Consider the following 18,591-nt stretch of genomic DNA (forward strand, 5'->3'; position numbering starts at 1 on the left):
TCCGCTGCTGCTCAAGGATGACATCGTGGTCGAGCGGCCCACCTATCGCGACTTCAGCCTGCACCTGCCCGAAGGACCGGGCCTGGGTCTGGCGCTCGATGAGGACAAGCTTGCGCACTACCGGCGCGATCGCGCCTGAACAATCTGATTCACGAAGAGGAACGCCATGCTTTACCTGGTCCGGATGGATGTGAACCTGCCGCACGACATGCCCGCCGCGCAGGCCGATGACATCAAGGCGCGCGAGAAGGCGTATGCCCAGCAACTGCAGCACGAAGGCAAGTGGCAGCAGCTGTACCGCGTGGTGGGCGAGTACGCCAACTACAGCATCTTCGACGTGGCCTCGCACGACGAGCTGCACACACTGCTGTCGGGCTTGCCGCTGTTTCCGTACATGAAGATCCACGTGACGCCGCTGGCTAAACATCCGTCATCGATCCGCTGAAACGCGGCCCGGGACAAGAAGAACCCGCATCGCGCGGGCACGCAGAGAGGAGACTCATGAAAACGTTGTTCCAGCGGCTGGCCTGCACCGGCCGCGCAGGCGCGCTTGCCCTGGCGGCAAGCCTTTCGTTCGCCGCACCGGCCGCGCATGCGGCCTACCCCGACCACCCGATCCGCTGGATCGTGCCGTTCCCCTCGGGCGGCGCCATGGACAATATCGCACGCACGCTGGGCGAAGACATGTCGCGCACGCTCGGACAGTCGATCGTGGTCGAGAACCGGCCTGGCGCCGGCGGCAACATCGGCGCCGAACTCGTGGCGCGGTCACCGGCCGACGGCTATACGCTGATCATCGTGGCCAATGGCATGGCCGTGAACCAGGCGCTGTATGGCAAGCTGTCGTACGACCCGGTCAAGGACTTCGCTCCGGTCTCGCTGCTGGCCGTGGTGCCGAACGTGCTGGTGGCCAACAAGGCGCGCCGGCAGGAAACCACGGTCAAGGAGGTGATCGCCCACGCGAAGGCATCGCCCGGCAAGTACACCTATGCCTCCGCGGGTAACGGGACTTCGATCCACCTTGCGGCGGAACTGTTCACGTCGATGGCCGGCGTGGATATGCTCCACATCCCCTACAAGGGTAGCGGTCCGGCCATGACCGACCTGCTGGGTGGCCAGGTCGACTACATGTTCGACAGCATCACCTCGGCCAAGCCGCAGATCGATTCGGGCAAGCTGACGCCGATCGCCGTCACCACGGCCAAGCGCTCCAGCGCGCTGCCCAACGTGCCGACCGTCGCCGAGGCAGGACTGCCCGGCTACGAACTGTCGCCGTGGTTCGCGGCCTTCGTGCCGGCCAGGACGCCGCAGCCGGTGATCGACACGCTGAACCGCGCGATGCTCGAAGCCCTGCGCAAGCCGGCCGTGCAGAAGCGCCTGGCGCTGATCGGCGCCGAGCCGATCGGCAGCTCGCCGGCCGTGCTGCGCGACCACCTGGCCCGGGAGACCGAGAAGTGGGGCGCGCTGATCCGCCAGCGCGGCATCCGCGCCGACTGAACCCATACCGTGCCCGCCGTGGCGGGCTGCCTGATATGACCCATTCCGCTCTACCAGCCCGCACCGGCACGGCCACCAGCGCCGGCGTGTCCATCCACTATTCGATCGAAGGCGCCGCGGGCGCGCCGGTGCTGGTCATGTCCAATTCGCTGGGCACGACGCTGCAGATGTGGGACCCGCAGATGCCGGCGCTGCTCAGGCATTTCCGCGTGCTGCGCTATGACACGCGCGGCCATGGCCGCTCGTCGGTGCCGGCGCAGCCGTTCGGCATGGCCGAGTTGGGTGCCGACGTGCTCGCGGTGATGGAACATGCCGGCGTCGGGCGCGCGCATTTCTGTGGCCTGTCGATGGGCGGGATGACGGGCATGTGGCTGGCACGCCATCATGCCGACCGCTTTGGCCGCTTCGTGCTGGCCAATACGGCCGCGCTGATCGGGCCCGCGTCGGTCTGGGACAACCGCATTGCCACCGTGCAACGTGACGGCATGGCGGCCATCGTGCCGGGAGTGCTGGAGCGCTGGTTCACGCCGTCCTATCGCGCGTCGCACGCGCAGGCCATGGAGCCCGTGCGCGACATGCTGCTCGGGTGCGATCCGGTTGGCTACACGGCCAACTGTGCAGCCGTGCGTGATGCAGACCTGCGGGCCATGCTGCCGCAGATCGACGCGAAGGTGCTGGTCATCGCCGGCGAGCAGGATGCCGCGACCACGCCCGCGCAGGGTCGCGAGGTCGCGCAGGCCGTGCCGGAGGCGGAGTACCTGTCGCTCGACGCAGCGCACCTGTCGAACTGGGAGTTGCCGCAGGCGTTTGCTGACGCGGCAGTCCGGTTCCTGGGTGCGGCCTGACTGGCGGACTCCCGGTTGTGGTGCCTGGCATGCGCCGCTGCTTCGCCGGCGCAGGCCTGGGTTGCTTCCATCGGGCTCGCTGAGGCTGTCTATACTTGCCTGCGAGGACGATTGGAACGAAGTGCAGAATGCAGCGCGCCGCAAGACTCGGACGTTGCAGTACGCCGCGTCGGTGGCCTTCGCATCGGGCGCCCGGTTTCTGCGCCATCCGGTGATGGCAGTTCGGACGCGCCGCGCAGGCGAATCGGCCTCGAGTGAACCCATCGCATCTGCACGGGGGGCGCCATGCTGGCATTGTTCGAATCGCTCACCAGGCGGCTGATCACGGAGTGGGAACTGCGCAAGCGGGACGAGAAGCTCTCCCGCACCTACCACTGTCGTTGCGGCACGGCCATCTTCTTTCGCAACACACAGTGCCTGAATTGCGCATCCCAGTTGGGCTATCTGCCGGATACCCTGTCCCTGGTCGCGCTGGCCCCCGGCTCCGAGCCTGGCACGCTGAGGGCCGACGACAACGAGCGCGTCTACAAATACTGCGGCAACCGCGAGACACCGGCGCTGTGCAACTGGATGGTGGAGGCTAGCGATCCCGCTTCGCTTTGCATTGCCTGCCGTCTCAACCGCACGATCCCGGATCTCGATGACGCCGACAATGCCCGCTACTGGGCCGCCATCGAAGTAGCCAAGCGGCGCCTTGTGGCGCAACTGCTCGCCTTGGGGCTTCCGGTGAAGTCCAAGGTCGAGGAAGACCCCGAACGGGGCGTGATGTTCGATTTCCTGCGTTCGCCGCCGGAAGGACCGGCCGTGATGACCGGCCATGCGAATGGCCTCATCACCATGAATGTCGAAGAGGCCGACGATGTCAAGCGCGAGAAGCTCAAGCACGACCTGCACGAGCCCTATCGCACGCTGCTTGGCCACTTCCGGCACGAGATCGGCCACTACTACTGGAATCTTCTGGTGCGCGACACGAAGTGGCTGGAGCCGTTCCGGCAGCTCTTCGGCGATGAACGTGCCAGCTACGCCGAGGCGCTGAAGCGCAACTACGAAGCGGGGCCACCGGCAGACTGGGGCAATTCCTACATTTCTTCCTACGCCACGATGCATCCCTGGGAAGACTGGGCCGAGACCTGGGCGCACTACCTGCATGTGGTCGACAGCATGGGCACGGCGCTCGGCTTCGGGCTGGGTGCCGAGGATATCGAGGGCACAGTGACCCCGTTCACGAGCGAAGACCTGTACGCACCGGATGACCCCGGCGCGTCGGGCTTCCTGTCGCTGCTGAACTCATGGATCGAGGTGATCATGGTCCTCAACGAACTGGCGCGCAGCATGGGGCAACCCGACTTCTATCCGTTCATCATGTCCAGGCCCGTGGTGGCCAAACTGCAACTCGTGCACATGATCATCTTCGACGCGCAAGACCAGGGTGCGACTTGAAGACAAGGACGGTGCCGGCCTGAGCCGGACAGGGGAATGTGAGCATGAACCTGTCGCCTTCGCGATGCCTGCCTGGCAGTGCGCCGGGATGTAAAAGGGTGCTGGTTCCCGGGGAGAATACTCGTTGGTTCCGGGCCAACAGGGCAGGGCAGTGACGTAGTCCGGAGGGGCATGGGGCGCGACAAACAGCCCACGTGTCGCGCAAGACGTGGTGCCGCCCTCACAAAACGCAGCGCGAGTCGCGCCGGATGGTGCAACGACGCGCCGGTTCGCGCACAAGCACTCAACGCTGGCTGGAAACTTGCTTCTCCTCCTGTGTGAAGCCACTTGCACAGTCTGGAGGTTCCATGCACGCACGCATCACTGCTCACAAGGGAATTCTGGTTGTCGAACTGGTGCAGAACCAGGTGACGGAGGACGGCGGCCGTTCAGGCCTGGACAAGCTGCGCAACCTGGGCACGATTGTCCACGACACGCGACGCTATCTTGGCGTTTCGGACGAGGCGCTGGGGCTGCTGAAGATCGTCAAGCGCGGCCTCGACCGCATCGGCGATTTCGCGTGGTTCCGAAGCGATGATGGCATGGATCATTTTGCCTGGCTTGGCGGCCCCAAGCGTCTGGTCGATCCGAAGGAAGTCGCGACGGCCCGGAGCTACGAGATCCTGGCGCACCAGGTCATTCCGAACGAAGTGCCCGAGGGCGCAAGGGCCGCCATCGAAGCGAACTTCTGAGAGGCAGAGCGGCGACAGGATACGCATCCTGCCGCCGCCTTGCCCAACCGCTCCCCGGTTCTAGCGTGGCCTATTTCGTGCAGGCCAGATTGACGTAGAGTCCGCCCCAGGCGGTGGCCTGGTTGGTGTCAAGCTGTACCTGCAGCTTGTCGTTGTGGCTGACGGTCCCGGCCGGCATTTGCTGGCTGCAGTTTTGCTGTCCGTTGCTGATCTTGCAGCTCAGGTTGCCCACTGGCGCCATGGTCGCCGCCGCACCCGAACCCGTGACCTTGAACACGGCCATATTGAGGGTTCCGGTAGCCTTGCCGAGCGTGTGTGCGGTCAGGGTGATGCTGGTGCAGTCATAGGGAATGACGACGCCGAAGTCAGACGGCAACGGAACCGCACCGCCAGCCCCGGTCATCACGTACTTGCCACGGCTGAGCGTGTCCGGCACGTTGAAGTTGCCGTTGTAGACGGTAGGTACGGTGGCGCCCGTGGTCGGCCAATGGCCGCCGGACTTTGGCCCGTACAGGGTGCCGGTCGCAGTATCGAAGTAGAAGTCCCCGTCGACACCGATACTGTCGGTGGGTGCCCCGTTGCCGTAGATGACGTGGGCGCCGCCGACAGTGGTGCCACCGCCAGTGCTGCCGCTGCCACCACTGCCGCTGCCAGGCTGGCCGGCCAGTGCGACACCTGCAGGCCATTGCCCATTGGCCTTGGGCCCATAGAGCGTCCAGGTACTGGTGTCGAGATAGTAGTCGCCATTGGCCCCGATATTGTTGCCGGGCGCCCCCACGCCAGTCAGGACGGTGCCGCCACCGCTTCCCGGCGAACCGCCACCCAGCGGCACACCCGGTGGCCAGGTGCCATCGGCCTTCGGCCCGAACAGCATTCCTGTCGAAGTGTTGATGTAGTAGTCGCCGTTATTGCCGACGCCACTGGTCGGGTCCACCGAACCGGACAAGATGGTATTCCCGGCAGTACCGGTGTTGCCAACTGCCCCCGTATCGCCCTTGGCTCCCGTCGCGCCCGCCGTGCCGGCCACGGCAACACCCGGCGGCCACGCGCCGTTTGCCTTGGGCCCAAACAGCACCCCGGTCGCGGTGTTCAGGTAGAAGTCCCCGTCCTTGCCGATGTTCGCCCCCGGATCGCTGGTGCCCGTCAGCAAGGCGCTGCTGGAGGCTGCCGTCGGCGTTGTCGCAGGCGCTGTAGTTCCCGGACTTGGAGCAGCCGTGGTGGCGGCGGCCGGAGCCGAGTCGCCGCCCCCTCCGCCACAACCGGCCACGATGATGGCCAGGCACGCGAGCGGCAAGACCGCCAACTTCATGTGGATGCTTTTCATGACCCCCTCCCCGGATTGTGCGAATGATCGAAGTTCGATGGCACTTCTTCGATGCCAGCGATGCGTTCAATCTAGTACCCGGACAGGGGGACGGAAATACGCTCTATGGACGAGCCGCACATGCTCCAGAGTGCCAACCGTCTGCATGGGCAGGACCGGGTTTTCCCGAGGAAAAGTGGTGGTTTACGGTCCGGCACCCCTACCGCCGATGGAGGCCGATCCGGCAACCCCACGAAGGGGGATAGCAAAAGGGTGAGTCAGAATTGAAACGAGTGATCGGGGGAGGGTCGGGGAACCTCCACTGCCTGCGTTTGGCAGGGGAGGTTTCGCAGGAGGCAGGAGCGGAAATCTGGTGTTGCCGCGAACCTCACGTGCGCGAGGTTTGCGGAAGAGCGTAGAGAAGGTGTCGGCAGAAAAGCAACGGATCGGCGCTGCAGCCCGGCCAAACCAGTATCAGCGGAATTGGGGTCTTGAAAATCGGATATTCTGATTATTGGAAGCAACCGTCGGGCTTACAGTCAGAACACGAAATCTGGCCCGCTTCCATGAGGGGACACCATGACATCCTTTTTCACGACCTTCACCGCCGGGGTTCCGATCGACAGGCGCGCCGAACACTGCCCGCCTGCGGCCGCGGAATCCCCTGTTCCGGCGGCGCCTGAAATTGCGCCCGCGAGGCGGCAGCGTTTCGTCGACATCGCGCTTCGTGCAAAGTCCCGGGTGATGGCTGCGTTGCGGAGATTGCGCCGGTAGTGGCTGGCCAGCCGGCGCCGGTTTGCCCATGCCCGGGCGTGGGCATCAGCCATTGCCAACCGCCTGGTTGAGAGTGGCCTGGTCGATGGCGCCGTGCAGGTCCTCGGTATGCACCATCAGCCCGCGAACCTGGTGAAGCGTTGCATACTGGTTGAGCACGGTTTTCCAGCGCTCCGATTCCAACAACGAATGCCAGAGTGGCTCAAGCTCCCGGGCATCCGCATGCTCGCTTGCCGCGAGGTGGCTGGCGAATGCCAGGCTCTCGTCCGCCGACAGGAGTTGCATGCGGCTGGCGGCGCCGAGCAGGCGCGGGGCCGTTTCAGCGCGGGCATCGCAGCAATACAGCACCGTGCGTCGCAGCTCGGCCTCACTGGCGGAGAGCGCACCGAGCGAGGCACCCTGCAGGCACACCGTTCCCTGGCGGGATTCGAAGGCATAAGCCGCGTCATCGGTCGCGTGCGCAAGCAGGCGGATGCCGCGCAGCAGCCGCGGGAAGTCCGTGGTGGCCGCATCCACGGATGCCTTGACCTCGACGAGCAGGCAGACATCCCAGGCTGGCAGCCCGTCGATCGGGCTTGCCCGGCGCAGCAGGACCACGTCCCACTCGGTCTTGGCGCGCTCGTGGCTCGCGGGGATCGAAGCCGGGACGCGGAGCGAGGTGACGACGCGGTAGGGAGCGTCGTCTCCCTCCGCTTCATTCAGGCGCCGCGCCATGGCATGGAGCGCTTGCGCAGCCAACGCCTCGGCGCCGGCACCCCGTTGCTGCGCCGACACGCCCTGGGCAAGCGCTGTCGCGCTCCCCGGGCGAGGACCGACCCGGTCCCACAGCGACACGTACCGACGCACCAACTGGTCCGCCCCCAGGGCTTCGATGCGCTGCAAGCGCTGCAGGGCGGGGTTGTCCAGCAACCGCGCCAGGCCGGGCGCAACGGGCGCGTCATCTTCGTTATCGGGCGACCCGACAAGACGCTGCGCGATGCCGCGCAGCGCTGACCAGGACGCAGATGCCGCCGATGCATGCAGGTCCGCCAACGCTTCACGCTGCCAGCCTGGCGCCATTCGTTGTTGCCGGTTCGGATGCGCAACCGCGTTCACGGCAGCAAGGACCACGCGCCGATCCCCCTCGGCACGCGCCGACAGTGACGCGAACTCGCGCACAGGAGCCGCCCGGTGTCGAAGTACCATGGCCTGGAAAGCCGGATCTCCGGAATCCGGGTGAATCGCTTCGCGCACCATGTCCGCCAGCGCGTCGGCAAACCGGCGCTTCAGCGAACCGTCCGGCACCTTGCCGTGGACCACGGCCCGGCGCGCCTGCTCGATGGCGATCGCGAGCCGCTCTGCAGGGCTGGCTTCGCCGACGGGGCCCGATGGGACGGGCATCTCCGGCACCTGGTAGCGGCGCGTGACCGTGCGCAGGATTTCGTCGAGCAGATGCGGGGATGGCGTTCCGGAGATCACAGTGGCAACAGGGAAAAGCGCTGCGTGGTTTGCCTGGCGGCTCCCGATGCGGCTCGCGCAGGCGCCAGGGATGTCTGGGCAGGCGTCAGGATAGCCTGTTCGCGTCGCCCCGTCGTCCGCATCCGCCTCGATCGGTCATCTTCCCGCCATTCGCCGAAGATCCACCAGCCTGTCGAACGTTTCCCCATCCAGCAATCCAAGCTCGATCGCCGCCGCACGGGGCGTGATCTTGCGAGCTGTGGCGTGGCGGGTAATGGCAGCCGCCTTGTCGTATCCGATCACCGGATTCAGCGCCGTGACGGCCAGCAATGGGCTCTGCAGATCCCGGTCCAGCCGCTCGCCTGCCGGCTGAATGCCCGGAATCAGGCGCGTGGCCACCACGTTCGCGCAGTCTGCCAGCAGCCGGATCGACTGCAGGACGTTGTAGACCAGCACGGGCTTCGCGACATTCAGCTCGAAGTTGCCGGAGGAAGCCGCCATGGTCACCGTCACATGGTTGCCCGCCACCTGCATGGCCGCCTGCACCATGACTTCCGCGATGGTCGGATTGCGCTTGCCCGGCATGATGGACGACGTCAGCCCGTCCTCCGGGAGCAGCAGTTCGCCGAGCCCGGAATTCGGGCCGGAGCTCATCCAGCGCAGGTCGTTGGCGATCTTCGTGAACGAGGCGGCGATCACGTTGAGCATGCCGGAAAGTTCCAGCAGCGCGTCGTGCGCCGCCATGCCCTCGACCTTGCAGGGGTTGGGGCGGAACGCGAGGCCGCTCAGCCTGCCGGCCTCCTCGCAGAAGGCCACGTCGAATCCAGGCGGGGCGTTCAGGCCGGTGCCGGCGGCGGTGCCTCCCTGTGGCAGCACCAGCAGGCGCGGCATCGTATCGCGCAGGCGCGCGAGCGCGTTGTCGACCTGCGCCGTGAAGCCGTCGAAGGTGCGGCCAAGCGTCGTGGGCACCGCGTCCATGAGGTGCGTGCGGGCAATCTTGAGCACATCGGCGAAAGCGGTGGCGCGCTCGCGCAAGCTGTCGCGCAGGCCGCCAAGCGCCGGGACCAGCCGGTCTTCCAGCTCGATCGCCGCGGTCATGTGCATGACCGACGGGAAGCTGTCGTTCGATGACTGCGAGGCATTCACGTGGTCGTTCGGATGGACGGGCGATTTCGTGCCCAGCGGCTGCCCCAGCCGTTCGTTGGCCCGGTTCGCGATGACCTCGTTGGCATTCATATTGGTCTGCGTGCCGGAGCCGGTCTGCCAGATCGTCAGCGGAAAGTGCTCGTCGAAGCGGCCGCAGCGCAGTTCCGCCGCGGCGGCAACGATGGCCTCGCCGAGCCGGGCATCGAGTACGCCGCAGCGCAGATTGGCGTGGGCGGCAGCCATCTTGTGCAGGCCGAAGGCATGGGTCAGGCAGCCGGGAAAGCGTTCCTCCCCAACCTCGAATACGCCCAGTGCGCGCTGGGTCTGCGCGCCCCAGTAGCGGTCGGCGGGAATGTCCACCGGGCCGAAGGCGTCATGCTCCGTGCGGTACGTTGCCATGTTCGTTGTGTTCGTTCGTGTGGTGCCGGTCAGCTGGCCGTGGCGCGCTGCATCGGAATGCCTGACGAATGCGGATTGGCGGCGTTGGCGTCGTCCCCCAGCAGCGTGCCGTCGTCGAGCGCCGCGTCGGCGGCGGCCATGTCGGGATATCGCTCGGGATACAGGTGGCGTTTCGCGGTCTCGGCATCGAACGTGCCGGACCACTTCGCCACGACCACCGTCGCCACGCTGTTGCCGATCGTGTTGCAGGTGGAAATGGCCATCGACAGGAAACGGTACACGCCGAAGATCACGGCCAGCCCTTCAACCGGCAGTACCCCGGTTGATGTCACCGTCGCGGCGAACACCACGAAGGAACCGCCCGAGACCGTGGCCGCACCCTTTGACGTCAACAGCATCAGCACAAGGATGCCGAGCTGGTGGTCGAGCGTCAGCGGCACCCCGTACGCATGCGAGATGAACATCACGCCCATCGCCATGAAGATCGACGTGCCGTCGAGATTGAAGGCATAGCCGGTCGGCAGGACCAGGCCGACGGTCTGCTTGGCGCAGCCCAGCCGCTGGAGCTTGATCAGCAGGCGCGGCAGGGCGCTTTCCGATGATGCCGTGCCGAGCACGATGAGGATCTCGTCCTTGATGTAGCGCAGGAATCGCCACAGGCTGAATCCCGCCAGCTTCGCCACGATGCCGAGCACGACGGCGATGAACAGCACCACCACCGCATAGAAGCTCAGCACGAACTGCGCCAGCGCGACCAGCACGGCGACGCCGTTGCTGCCCACCGAGTAGGCCACCGCGCCGAAAGTGCCGATCGGCGCCAGCTTCATCACGAGGTTGATGAACGAGAACAGGACTTCCGAGATGGTGTCGAGGCCGTCGTTGATCTTCGCGCGGCGCGTCTCCGGAATGGCAAGGATGCCGATGCCGACCATCACCGCCAGCACCACGACCTGAAGCAGTTCGCCTTTGGCGAAGGCGCCGACGAAGTTGTCGGGCACGATATGCATCATGAACTCGAGGAAGCCCTGCGGCGCGGCGGCCTTCGCAGTCGCCGGCGTGGCGGCGCTGCCGGCGATGTGCGACATTCCCTTGCCGATCTCCAGCAGGTTGCCGGCGAGCATGCCGATCAGTAGCGCGATGGTCGAGATGACCTCGAAGTAGAGGATCGAGCGCCAGCCCACGCGCCCGGCGCTCTTGACGTCGCCCGCCGAGGCGATGCCGTGGACGATGGTCAGGAACACCAGCGGCGCCACGCCGGCCTTGATCAGCGACAGGAACATATCGCCGAGCAGCTTCAGCTTCGACGCGAACGCGGGGAACGCAAAGCCGACGGCGATGCCGAGAATCAGCGATACGAGCACCTGCATGCCGAGCTTGCGATACCACGGGAGCCGCGGCGCAACCGGCGGCGCGGCAGGGGTCTGAATGGTCTGGTCTTGCATGATGTCTTCCTCCACCGGGGCCCGTGCTCAGGCCACCTTGCCTGAAAGTTCGATGGCGCGATCCACCATCTGCGGGGCGAGCCCCAGGTAGTTGGCCGGATCGCACAGGCGCTCGATCGCCGCACGGTCGAAATGCTGCGTGACGGCGGGCAGGGCGCACAGCGCGTCGGCCAGCGTGCCGCCGGCCTCATTGACCGTGCGGCAGGCGTCGTACACGACGTCGTGGGCCTGCTGGCGGCCAATATGCGGCGCCATGCCCATCATCACGGCTTCGGCCACGATCAGGCCGTTGGTGATGCCAAGGTTGTGCTTCATGCGCGCGGTGTCGACGACCAGTCCGCCGAGCGCGAACTTCGCCTGGTGCAGGGCGCCGGAGGTCAGGATGAAGCTTTCCGGAATGGCGATCCACTCCGCATGCCAGGGGCCGGTGGCGCGCTCGAAGTCCTGCACCATCGCGTCGACCATCAGGCCGGCGTGCTGGCGCACGGCCTTCGAGGCCGCCAGCATCAGTTCGCTGGAGATCGGGTTGCGCTTCTGCGGCATCGTGCTGCTGGCGCCACGGCCCTTCACGAAGGGCTCGTAGACTTCCGCGAATTCCGTCGACGCCATGATCATGATGTCGAGCGCGATCTTGCCGAGCGAGCCGGTGACCAGGGCAAGCAGGTTGACCGCTTCGGCGAAGCCGTCACGCGCCACGTGCCAGGTGGTGGCCGGCACGCCCAGGCCCAGTTCGTCGGCGAGCGCGCGCTGCACCTCGAAGCCCTTGTCACCCAGCGATGCGAGCGTGCCGGCCGCGCCGGCGAACTCCACCACCGCCACACGCGGGCGCAGTTCGGCGATGCGCTGCTGGTGGCGGTCGAACATCGCCAGCCAGATCGCGGTCTTGTAGCCGAAGGTGACCGGCAGCGCCTGCTGCAGGTGAGTCCGGCCGGCCATCGGGGTATTGCGATGCTTCACCGACAAATCGGCGAGAATGGCGCGCAGTTCACGGATGTCGGCGTCGATGCTGTCGAGCGCATCGCGCACCTGGAGTGCGACGGCGGTGTCCATGATGTCCTGCGTGGTGGCGCCCCAATGGACGAAGCGGCCGGCTTCGCCGCACATCTGCACGAGCTGGTGGACCAGCGGCAGGATCGGGTAGCCGACAATGTCGGTCTCCTCGCGCATGTGGTCGAAGTCGATCCGCTCGATGTCCGACGCGCGCGCGATGGCCTCGGCAGCTTCGGCCGGGATCACGCCGACACGCGCTTCCGCCTTGGCCAGTGCGACCTCGACGTCGATGTAGCGCTGCACGAGGGCGCCGTCGGAAAAGATCTGGCGCATTTTCTTCGTGCCGAATGCGTCGCGAAAGAGCGCGGAGTCGACGACGGTGCTGGCGGCGGGAATGGCGTAGATGGACATGTTGCTACCTTGTGGCTAACAATCGGGTTCGCTAATATGTTCGAACATATCCAGTATTAAATATGTTCGAACATATGAGCGAAATAAGGGTTTTCCCGAGATTCATGAAACGGATGTCGTCGAACCAGATGAGCAGAACCAACTCGGCGGAGATCGCCAGGCAGCTTCTTGAGGGGATCGTCAACGGCCGGTTCCCGGTCGGATCGCTGCTGCCCACGGAATTTGAGCTGTGCGAGCAGTTCAACGCGAGCCGCTACACGATCCGGGCGGTGCTGCAGGAACTGCAGGACCAGGGCCTGGTGTCGCGGCGCAAGAACGTCGGCACGCGTGTCGAGGCGTCGCGGCCCAAGGCCAGATTCCGGCCCACGCTGGCCTCGGTCGACGATCTCGTCCAGTTCGGCGTTGAACATATGCGCCGCGTGCAGTCGGTGGAGACCGTGACCGTGACGGGAGACCTCGCGCGCGAAATCGGCTGTGCGGAAGGCACGCCGTGGCTGCGCATCTCCAGCATCCGTCTGGACGAGGGGCGGGCCGATTCGCCGATGGCGTGGACGGACATCTATATCGATCCTGCCTACACCGACATCGGCGAGCTGGTGAGCACGTCACCGGAACTGGTCAGTTCGCTGATCGAGGCGCGCTATGGCCGGCAGATCGCCGAGATCGAACAGGACGTTCGCGCCTCTACGCTCGCGGATGCGCGTGTCGCGAAGGCGCTCGGGCTTGAGGCGGGCGCGGCAGTGCTGAAGATCCTGCGCCGCTATCTTGACGCTTCCGGTGAAGCGTTCGAGTTCTCCGTGACGGTGCACCCGGCAGACAGCTTCTCGCTGTCGATGCGGCTCAAGCGCTCGACCGCATAGGGGATTCGACCCAGGCCAGGTCGCAGGCCCGTGGACTGTTCTCCAACGCCGGCGCCGCAAAGTCCTATGCTTGATGCAGGGGGTACTTGGGCGCATTGCCGGGGTTCGTGCCGTGCGCGATCAGCCCGGCCAGAGTCACGGCACGGAAAGCAGGACGGTGACGAGATGAACCGGGTTCGCGCAATGGTTGTCGTGTGCAGCCTGATGACTGCGTGTGTTTCGACGGGCGTCGACGTCATGCCGGAGCAACTGGACAACTTCCTTCCTGGATTTTCCACCGTCGAAGACGTGACCGGACAGCTCGGAGCCCCGACATCGAGAGCGGCGTTAAGCAACGGAACGCTGATACTGGTCTATTCGTTTGCGACCTCGAAGCCTCATCCCGAGAGCTTCATTCCGTTCATTGGCCCGCTGTTCGCCGGCGGCGAGATCCGGTCATCCACGGTCCTGTTCGAGTTCGACCAGCACGGCGTTCTCATGAGCCAGCGCAGGACGAGCTCCGTCGGCGCTTCGGGCCTGACCGTATTGCCACCTTGAGGAGGCGCCCGGAAAGGCGCTTGCATTCCCGCGGTGGCCATCAGCGATAACCATGCCCATGGCCCCAGTACCCGCGCGAATCATGGTAGCCATCGTAGTACCCGCCACCGTACGGCACCACGACACAACCGCCGAGCAGCGTGGAGATGGCAATCAGCAGCGCGACAATGACTTTCATGGCGACTCCACAAAGATGACAAAGACGGAGAGGCCAGGCTGACCATGCTGCCAACCGGCACTCTCCACAAAGCTCCTGCACGCGAACAGCGTTGCCACGGCTTTGCCCTGGCAACTGACCTCCCGTTCGCGCGAGTGGAGCGACTTACTGCTTCTTCGTCTTGTCGTTATCGGCGCTGGCTGTGGCCTTCACGGCATCGGCCTGTGCGCCCGGCTTTGCGGCATCCACGCTGGCCTTCGCGTGGCTGGCGTCTTTCTTTGCGTCAGCCTTTGCCTTGCCCGCCTCGGAACTGGCGGCTCCCATCTTGGCCGACTTGTGGTGGGTACCCTTGGCGGCAGGCTTGCTGGCATCAGCCTTGACGTCGGCCTTATCCTTGACGACCTTTGCCTGGTCTTTCGTCGCCCCTGCTTGTGGCTGAGTCCCGGAAGCTGGCGCACCAGTCTGCGCGAAGACGGTACCGACAAGGGCTGCAGAGGCGAGGGCAGCGAACAGCTTCTTCATGGCGTAACTCCCGAGAGGTTTTTTGAAGCGCGGCGATTCGCCGTGCCTGTCCCCTACAACGGCATTGTCCCAGGGGAAGATGACGCAGAACTCGTGACAATCCGTAAGTCTTGAAACAGACCGATGTGAATCGCATGCCTTGCCGCTGTGCCAAAGATGAGGCCGCCCGCTCGTAGCAAGCCGCGTCAGCGCAGGTACTGTTCGGCCAGCGCCACCCAGCAAGCGGCGCCGATGGGGATCAGCCTGTCGTTGAAGTCATAGCCGTCGTTATGCAGCGAGCAGCCGACCCACGCCTGGCCAGCCATGCCATTGCCCAGGGCAAAGTAGCAGCCGGGCATTTTCTCCAGCATCCAGGCAAAGTCCTCGCTGCCCATCTGCGACGACGGCGGCACGCGGATCACGCGCTCGCTGCCCACCACCGATGCCACCGCGTCGCGGGCGATCCCGGCCTCGCGCGCGCTGTTCCGGATCGCCGGCACCATGCGCTCATACCCGACCTCTGCCTGCACACCGTACGAGGCGGCCTGGTGCGCGATTACCTCACGGATGCGGCGCTCCAGCAGTTCGCGCACTTCCGGCCTGGTGGCGCGCACGCTCAGCCTGAGCGTCGCCGTCTCGGGAATGATGTTGTATGTCGTGCCGGCATGCATCTCGCCGACACTGATGACGGCCGCGTCCACCGGCGCCACGTTGCGCGAGACGATGCCCTGCAGGGCCAGCACGGTGGCCGACATGGCGAGGGTCGGATCGACGGCGAGGTCAGGCATGGCACCGTGGCCGCCGCGGCCGCGGAAGGTCACGGTGACGCGGTCCGACGAGCCGCCCAGCGGACCGTCCTGCACCACGGCCGCACCCAGCGGCAGCCCGGGCGCGTTGTGGAAGGCATAGACGCCGTCGCACGGAAAGCGCTCGAACAGGCCGTCGGCCATCATGGCGAGTGCCCCGGTCAGGCCTTCCTCGTCCGGCTGGAAGATCAGGTTGAGTGTGCCCGTGAAGTTGCGCGTCGAAGCCAGGTATTCGGCCGCCGCCAGCAGCGTGGCCGTGTGGCCGTCGTGACCGCAGGCGTGCATGCGGCCCGGGATTTCACTGGCGTAGGGCAGGCCGGTGCGTTCCTGCAGCGGCAGGGCATCCATATCGGCGCGCAGGCCGATGCCGCGCGTGCCGTCGCCCACCTTGAGCTGGCCCACCAGGCCGCGGCCGCCCACGGCGTGGACACTGTAGCCCCACTGCTTCAGCAGACCGGCCACCAGCTCGGAGGTATTGCCGACCTCCGCGCCCAGTTCAGGACGGGCGTGGATGCGCTGGCGGACTTGGGCGAAGCGCTGCGCGGCCTCATGCAGCGCTGCGGGGATGTTCAGGTTCTCGGGCAGTTGGATCATGGTGTCGTGCGTAATGGGGTGGGAGTCAGTCGCGCCCCGGGTGCGACGGGAACATCGACAGGGCAATCAGGCTGATGGTGCTGGCGGTCATCAGGTACCAGGCGGGCGCCATCGGCGAACCGGTGGCGGCAATCAGCCAGGTCACGATCAGCGGGGCAAAGCCGCCGAAGACGGTCACGCCCAGGCTGTACATCACCGACATGCCGGTGGCGCGGTGCTCGCGCGGGAACGCCTCCATCATCATGGCGGCGCCGGCGCCGCCGCTGATCGACATGATGGTCACGCTCACGCCGATCTGCAGCACCACCGACACCAGCGTGGCATGCGTGGTCAGCAGCAGGAAGTTCGGATAGCACCAGGCCAGCGACGCCAGCACGGCCGCCACGATCATCGGCTTGCGCGAGGGCAGGCGGTCCGCCAGCCTGCCAAAGAGGGGCGACATGACCAGCATGGCAAGGCCGGCCATGCAGGCGGCCAGGAAGGCCGTGACCGGGGGCATGTGGAGCGACTGGATCAGGTACGTCGGCATGTAGAAGACCGTGATGTACATGCCCGAGGTGCTGCCGGTCATCAGCAGCATGCCCAGCAGCAGCACGCGCCAGTACTGGCGGAAGACGGACTTCAGGTCGGCGTGTTCGGCGCCGCCCGTGTGCGTCTCCTTCAGGTTGCGGCGGATGTAGAGGCCGACCGGCGCGATCAGCAGGCCGATCATGAACGGAATGCGCCAGCCCCACGACATCATGGCCTCTGGCGAGAGTGTCGCGGTAATGGCGGCGCCGGTCAGCGCGCCAGCGAGTGCCGCGCCGCCCTGGGTGGCGCCTTGCCAGCTCACCAGGAAGCAGCGCTTCTGCTTGCTGGCCGATTCCATCAGGAGCGCCGAGGCCGCGCCGATCTCCCCGCCGGCCGACAGGCCCTGCAACAGGCGCCCCAGCACCACCAGCACGGTGGCGGCCAATCCGATCGAAGCGCGCGTCGGCGCGAAGGCGATCAGCGCGGTGCCGGCCGTCATCAGGCCGATGGTCAGCGTGAGCGCGGCCTTGCGGCCGCGGCGGTCGGCGAAATGCCCGATCAGCACCGCACCCAGCGGCCGCATCACAAACCCCGCTCCGAAGGTGGCGAACGACAGCATCAGCGAGGCCAGCGGGCTGCTGCTCGGGAAGAACAGGCGGCCGATGGTGGCGGCGAAAAAGCTGTAGACGGTGAAGTCATACATCTCCAGGCCGTTGCCGATGGCGGCGGCCACCACCGCGCGGCGCGCATGGGAGCGCTCGGCGGCCGGCGCGGCGCCGGCAGCGGCACCCGGCTGTGGCGGGAGGGGGAGTGACGCGTGCTGCGAATCGATCATTGAGTCCTCGCTGGTAAGGCCTGGGGCGCTGTAGGAAGCCGGAACGGGAGACCGGTGCGCCCGATCCTGTGTGCGCCAGATGGTAAGAGGACGGCCGCGTTCGCGGTCCTAGCTTTTGTTCATGGGTATGAGCAATGGCTATGACTCTCGGGTAATCCCGGGGTGTTGCCGCGCGCAAGGGCGCGGCGTCTCGCGAACGGGGCTTGCCCGCCGCAGTCAGGCCGCGGCGTGCCCGGCCTGTCCGTGCACTTGCTGCAGCCCGTCAAGCAGGCGGTTGTGCAGGCGTTCGGCGGCCCAGGTGAGGGTGTGGCGGTCACGCGCGACGAGCGACACCATGCGGTCCGGCAACGGTTCGTCGATGGTGATGAAGTCGATGGTCTGCAGGATCAGCGCGCTGCGCAGCGACTCGGCCGAGAGCAGCAGGAGCGCATCGGACTTCCAGCACAGGTCCAGCGCAAGGCTCATCGACGTGCATTCCACCACGCGCGGTGGCAGTTCCATTCCGGCGCTGGCGAAAAGCAGCGGAAAGGGCGAGTGGAAATCGCTGAGCGGATCCAGCGTGAGCCAGTCAGCCTGCTGAAGCTCGCGCAGGGAGCGCGAGCCGCGCAGGGAATGGCCCTTGCGCGCGCCGATCACCGAGGGCACGCGGCACACAGGGGTGCAGTCGAGCCCGCGATCGGCCGGCAGCAGTTGCGACGTGAGGGCGAAATCCATCATGCCTTCGCGTACCTGCTCCAGCAATTGCGCCGGCCGCATTTCCTGGATGCGCAGGCGCGCGGCGGGGAATTCGCGGCGGAAGGTGTCGAGCACGGACGCCACCGGCCGCATCAGGGCCGTCACCGGCGTCACGCCGAAGCTGATTTCGCTGACGACGGTGCCCTTCATGTCTTCGAGGTCGTCGCGCGCGCGACGCACGTTCTCGCTGATGAGCCGCGCATGGCCGACCAGCCGCTGGCCAGTCGGCGTCAGGCGGATGCCCTTGCTGGAGCGTACGAAGAGTGTTGCACCCACCGAGGTTTCCAGCTCCTTGATGGCCTTGCTGAGCGCGGGCTGCGTGACGTGCAGCACGCGCGAGGCTTCCTGGATGCTGCCGGCGTCGGCAACCGCGGCGAGCGCGCGGAGCTGATGTAGTTTCATGGGATGTGCTGGGCAAGATCGCTTGCGGCGCGATTCGGCCATTTGCCGGAACGGATGCCATTGTGTCGTGGATGGCGGCAAGAGGGCAATGTCCGCGGGAGTGCCTGGCCGGGTTGCGGTCATACGGGCATCGGTGCTGCAGCACAACAAGGGCAACGCCCGGCGTGCCGCTGGCCCCGCTCTGGCGTTTCAGCGGCATATCTGCCAAGATGCGCCCCCCACCGACCACAGGCAATCCA

Annotated in this window: 18 protein-coding genes and 1 pseudogene; 8 read left to right on the plus strand and 11 right to left on the minus strand. The window is 66.1% G+C overall.

Annotation, left to right across the window (positions count from 1 at the left end; genetic code table 11):
* The 6 genes and pseudogenes from KHO22_RS32525 to KHO22_RS21085 all read left to right on the plus strand — a co-directional run.
* A pseudogene (locus KHO22_RS32525) lies at positions 1-139 on the plus strand (muconate cycloisomerase); the annotation flags it as partial.
* A 27-nt stretch (positions 140-166) separates the two neighbouring features.
* Positions 167-445: a muconolactone Delta-isomerase gene (gene catC, locus KHO22_RS21065; RefSeq protein WP_211949115.1), complete on the plus strand. Its 279-nt coding sequence runs from the start codon at positions 167-169 to the stop codon at positions 443-445.
* Positions 446-501: 56 nt separating this feature from the next.
* On the plus strand, positions 502-1,497 hold the full coding sequence (locus KHO22_RS21070) for a tripartite tricarboxylate transporter substrate binding protein (RefSeq protein WP_211949116.1): 996 nt from the start codon (positions 502-504) through the stop codon (positions 1,495-1,497).
* Between the two features lie 35 nt (positions 1,498-1,532).
* A complete protein-coding gene (gene pcaD, locus KHO22_RS21075; RefSeq protein WP_211949117.1) occupies positions 1,533-2,342 on the plus strand; it encodes a 3-oxoadipate enol-lactonase in 810 nt (269 codons plus the stop codon).
* A gap of 285 nt (positions 2,343-2,627) precedes the next feature.
* A complete protein-coding gene (locus KHO22_RS21080) occupies positions 2,628-3,782 on the plus strand; it encodes a zinc-binding metallopeptidase family protein (protein ID WP_211949118.1) in 1,155 nt (384 codons plus the stop codon).
* Positions 3,783-4,129: 347 nt separating this feature from the next.
* A complete protein-coding gene (locus KHO22_RS21085; protein ID WP_211949119.1) occupies positions 4,130-4,513 on the plus strand; it encodes a hypothetical protein in 384 nt (127 codons plus the stop codon).
* A 70-nt stretch (positions 4,514-4,583) separates the two neighbouring features.
* Here KHO22_RS21085 and KHO22_RS21090 read toward each other — a convergent pair whose 3' ends face one another.
* From KHO22_RS21090 to KHO22_RS21115, 6 genes are all read right to left on the minus strand, one after another.
* Complete coding sequence (locus KHO22_RS21090; RefSeq protein ID WP_211949120.1) at positions 4,584-5,837, minus strand: hypothetical protein; 1,254 nt, start codon at positions 5,835-5,837, stop codon at positions 4,584-4,586.
* A 518-nt stretch (positions 5,838-6,355) separates the two neighbouring features.
* On the minus strand, positions 6,356-6,643 hold the full coding sequence (locus KHO22_RS21095) for a hypothetical protein (RefSeq protein ID WP_211949121.1): 288 nt from the start codon (positions 6,641-6,643) through the stop codon (positions 6,356-6,358).
* A complete protein-coding gene (locus KHO22_RS21100; RefSeq protein ID WP_211949254.1) occupies positions 6,636-8,045 on the minus strand; it encodes a 3-deoxy-D-arabino-heptulosonate 7-phosphate synthase in 1,410 nt (469 codons plus the stop codon). The genes KHO22_RS21095 and KHO22_RS21100 overlap by 8 nt, the downstream gene beginning before the upstream one ends.
* A gap of 138 nt (positions 8,046-8,183) precedes the next feature.
* On the minus strand, positions 8,184-9,572 hold the full coding sequence (locus KHO22_RS21105; protein WP_211949122.1) for a class II fumarate hydratase: 1,389 nt from the start codon (positions 9,570-9,572) through the stop codon (positions 8,184-8,186).
* Positions 9,573-9,601: 29 nt separating this feature from the next.
* The gene (locus tag KHO22_RS21110) at positions 9,602-11,014 is read right to left on the minus strand and encodes a cation:dicarboxylate symporter family transporter (protein WP_211949123.1); all 1,413 of its coding nucleotides are present in this window, start codon (positions 11,012-11,014) and stop codon (positions 9,602-9,604) included.
* Between the two features lie 27 nt (positions 11,015-11,041).
* Positions 11,042-12,415: a class-II fumarase/aspartase family protein gene (locus KHO22_RS21115; RefSeq protein WP_211949124.1), complete on the minus strand. Its 1,374-nt coding sequence runs from the start codon at positions 12,413-12,415 to the stop codon at positions 11,042-11,044.
* Between the two features lie 128 nt (positions 12,416-12,543).
* On the opposite strand from KHO22_RS21115, the gene KHO22_RS21120 reads away from it, so the two are divergent.
* Positions 12,544-13,275 (plus strand): GntR family transcriptional regulator, encoded by a 732-nt coding sequence (locus KHO22_RS21120; RefSeq protein ID WP_211949125.1) that lies wholly within the window; start codon positions 12,544-12,546, stop codon positions 13,273-13,275.
* A 165-nt stretch (positions 13,276-13,440) separates the two neighbouring features.
* On the plus strand, positions 13,441-13,812 hold the full coding sequence (locus KHO22_RS21125; protein WP_211949126.1) for a hypothetical protein: 372 nt from the start codon (positions 13,441-13,443) through the stop codon (positions 13,810-13,812).
* A gap of 40 nt (positions 13,813-13,852) precedes the next feature.
* Here KHO22_RS21125 and KHO22_RS21130 read toward each other — a convergent pair whose 3' ends face one another.
* From KHO22_RS21130 to KHO22_RS21150, 5 genes are all read right to left on the minus strand, one after another.
* Positions 13,853-13,990, minus strand: coding sequence for a hypothetical protein (locus KHO22_RS21130; RefSeq protein ID WP_211949127.1), 138 nt, complete (start codon positions 13,988-13,990; stop codon positions 13,853-13,855).
* A 144-nt stretch (positions 13,991-14,134) separates the two neighbouring features.
* Complete coding sequence (locus KHO22_RS21135) at positions 14,135-14,491, minus strand: hypothetical protein (RefSeq protein WP_211949128.1); 357 nt, start codon at positions 14,489-14,491, stop codon at positions 14,135-14,137.
* Positions 14,492-14,676: 185 nt separating this feature from the next.
* Positions 14,677-15,870: a M20 aminoacylase family protein gene (locus tag KHO22_RS21140; protein WP_211949129.1), complete on the minus strand. Its 1,194-nt coding sequence runs from the start codon at positions 15,868-15,870 to the stop codon at positions 14,677-14,679.
* A 25-nt stretch (positions 15,871-15,895) separates the two neighbouring features.
* Positions 15,896-17,215, minus strand: coding sequence for an MFS transporter (locus KHO22_RS21145; RefSeq protein WP_211949130.1), 1,320 nt, complete (start codon positions 17,213-17,215; stop codon positions 15,896-15,898).
* Between the two features lie 216 nt (positions 17,216-17,431).
* The gene (locus KHO22_RS21150) at positions 17,432-18,352 is read right to left on the minus strand and encodes a LysR substrate-binding domain-containing protein (protein WP_211949131.1); all 921 of its coding nucleotides are present in this window, start codon (positions 18,350-18,352) and stop codon (positions 17,432-17,434) included.
* Between the last annotated feature and the right edge of the window lie 239 nt (positions 18,353-18,591).

The organism is Cupriavidus yeoncheonensis (genome assembly GCF_905397275.1).
GTDB classification, from domain to species: Bacteria; Pseudomonadota; Gammaproteobacteria; order Burkholderiales; family Burkholderiaceae; genus Cupriavidus; species Cupriavidus yeoncheonensis.

Coding starts and splice junctions, on each gene's coding strand:
- KHO22_RS21130 (WP_211949127.1), bottom strand. CDS start 13,990: ATGAAAGTCATTGTCGCGCTGCTGATTGCCATCTCCACGCTGCTCGGC.
- KHO22_RS21110 (WP_211949123.1), bottom strand. CDS start 11,014: ATGCAAGACCAGACCATTCAGACCCCTGCCGCGCCGCCGGTTGCGCCG.
- KHO22_RS21090 (WP_211949120.1), bottom strand. CDS start 5,837: ATGAAAAGCATCCACATGAAGTTGGCGGTCTTGCCGCTCGCGTGCCTG.
- KHO22_RS21080 (WP_211949118.1), top strand. CDS start 2,628: ATGCTGGCATTGTTCGAATCGCTCACCAGGCGGCTGATCACGGAGTGG.
- KHO22_RS21125 (WP_211949126.1), top strand. CDS start 13,441: ATGAACCGGGTTCGCGCAATGGTTGTCGTGTGCAGCCTGATGACTGCG.
- pcaD (WP_211949117.1), top strand. CDS start 1,533: ATGACCCATTCCGCTCTACCAGCCCGCACCGGCACGGCCACCAGCGCC.
- KHO22_RS21085 (WP_211949119.1), top strand. CDS start 4,130: ATGCACGCACGCATCACTGCTCACAAGGGAATTCTGGTTGTCGAACTG.
- KHO22_RS21120 (WP_211949125.1), top strand. CDS start 12,544: ATGAGCAGAACCAACTCGGCGGAGATCGCCAGGCAGCTTCTTGAGGGG.
- KHO22_RS21145 (WP_211949130.1), bottom strand. CDS start 17,215: ATGATCGATTCGCAGCACGCGTCACTCCCCCTCCCGCCACAGCCGGGT.
- KHO22_RS21105 (WP_211949122.1), bottom strand. CDS start 9,572: ATGGCAACGTACCGCACGGAGCATGACGCCTTCGGCCCGGTGGACATT.
- KHO22_RS21070 (WP_211949116.1), top strand. CDS start 502: ATGAAAACGTTGTTCCAGCGGCTGGCCTGCACCGGCCGCGCAGGCGCG.
- KHO22_RS21135 (WP_211949128.1), bottom strand. CDS start 14,491: ATGAAGAAGCTGTTCGCTGCCCTCGCCTCTGCAGCCCTTGTCGGTACC.
- catC (WP_211949115.1), top strand. CDS start 167: ATGCTTTACCTGGTCCGGATGGATGTGAACCTGCCGCACGACATGCCC.
- KHO22_RS21140 (WP_211949129.1), bottom strand. CDS start 15,870: ATGATCCAACTGCCCGAGAACCTGAACATCCCCGCAGCGCTGCATGAG.
- KHO22_RS21150 (WP_211949131.1), bottom strand. CDS start 18,352: ATGAAACTACATCAGCTCCGCGCGCTCGCCGCGGTTGCCGACGCCGGC.
- KHO22_RS21095 (WP_211949121.1), bottom strand. CDS start 6,643: ATGGCTGATGCCCACGCCCGGGCATGGGCAAACCGGCGCCGGCTGGCC.
- KHO22_RS21115 (WP_211949124.1), bottom strand. CDS start 12,415: ATGTCCATCTACGCCATTCCCGCCGCCAGCACCGTCGTCGACTCCGCG.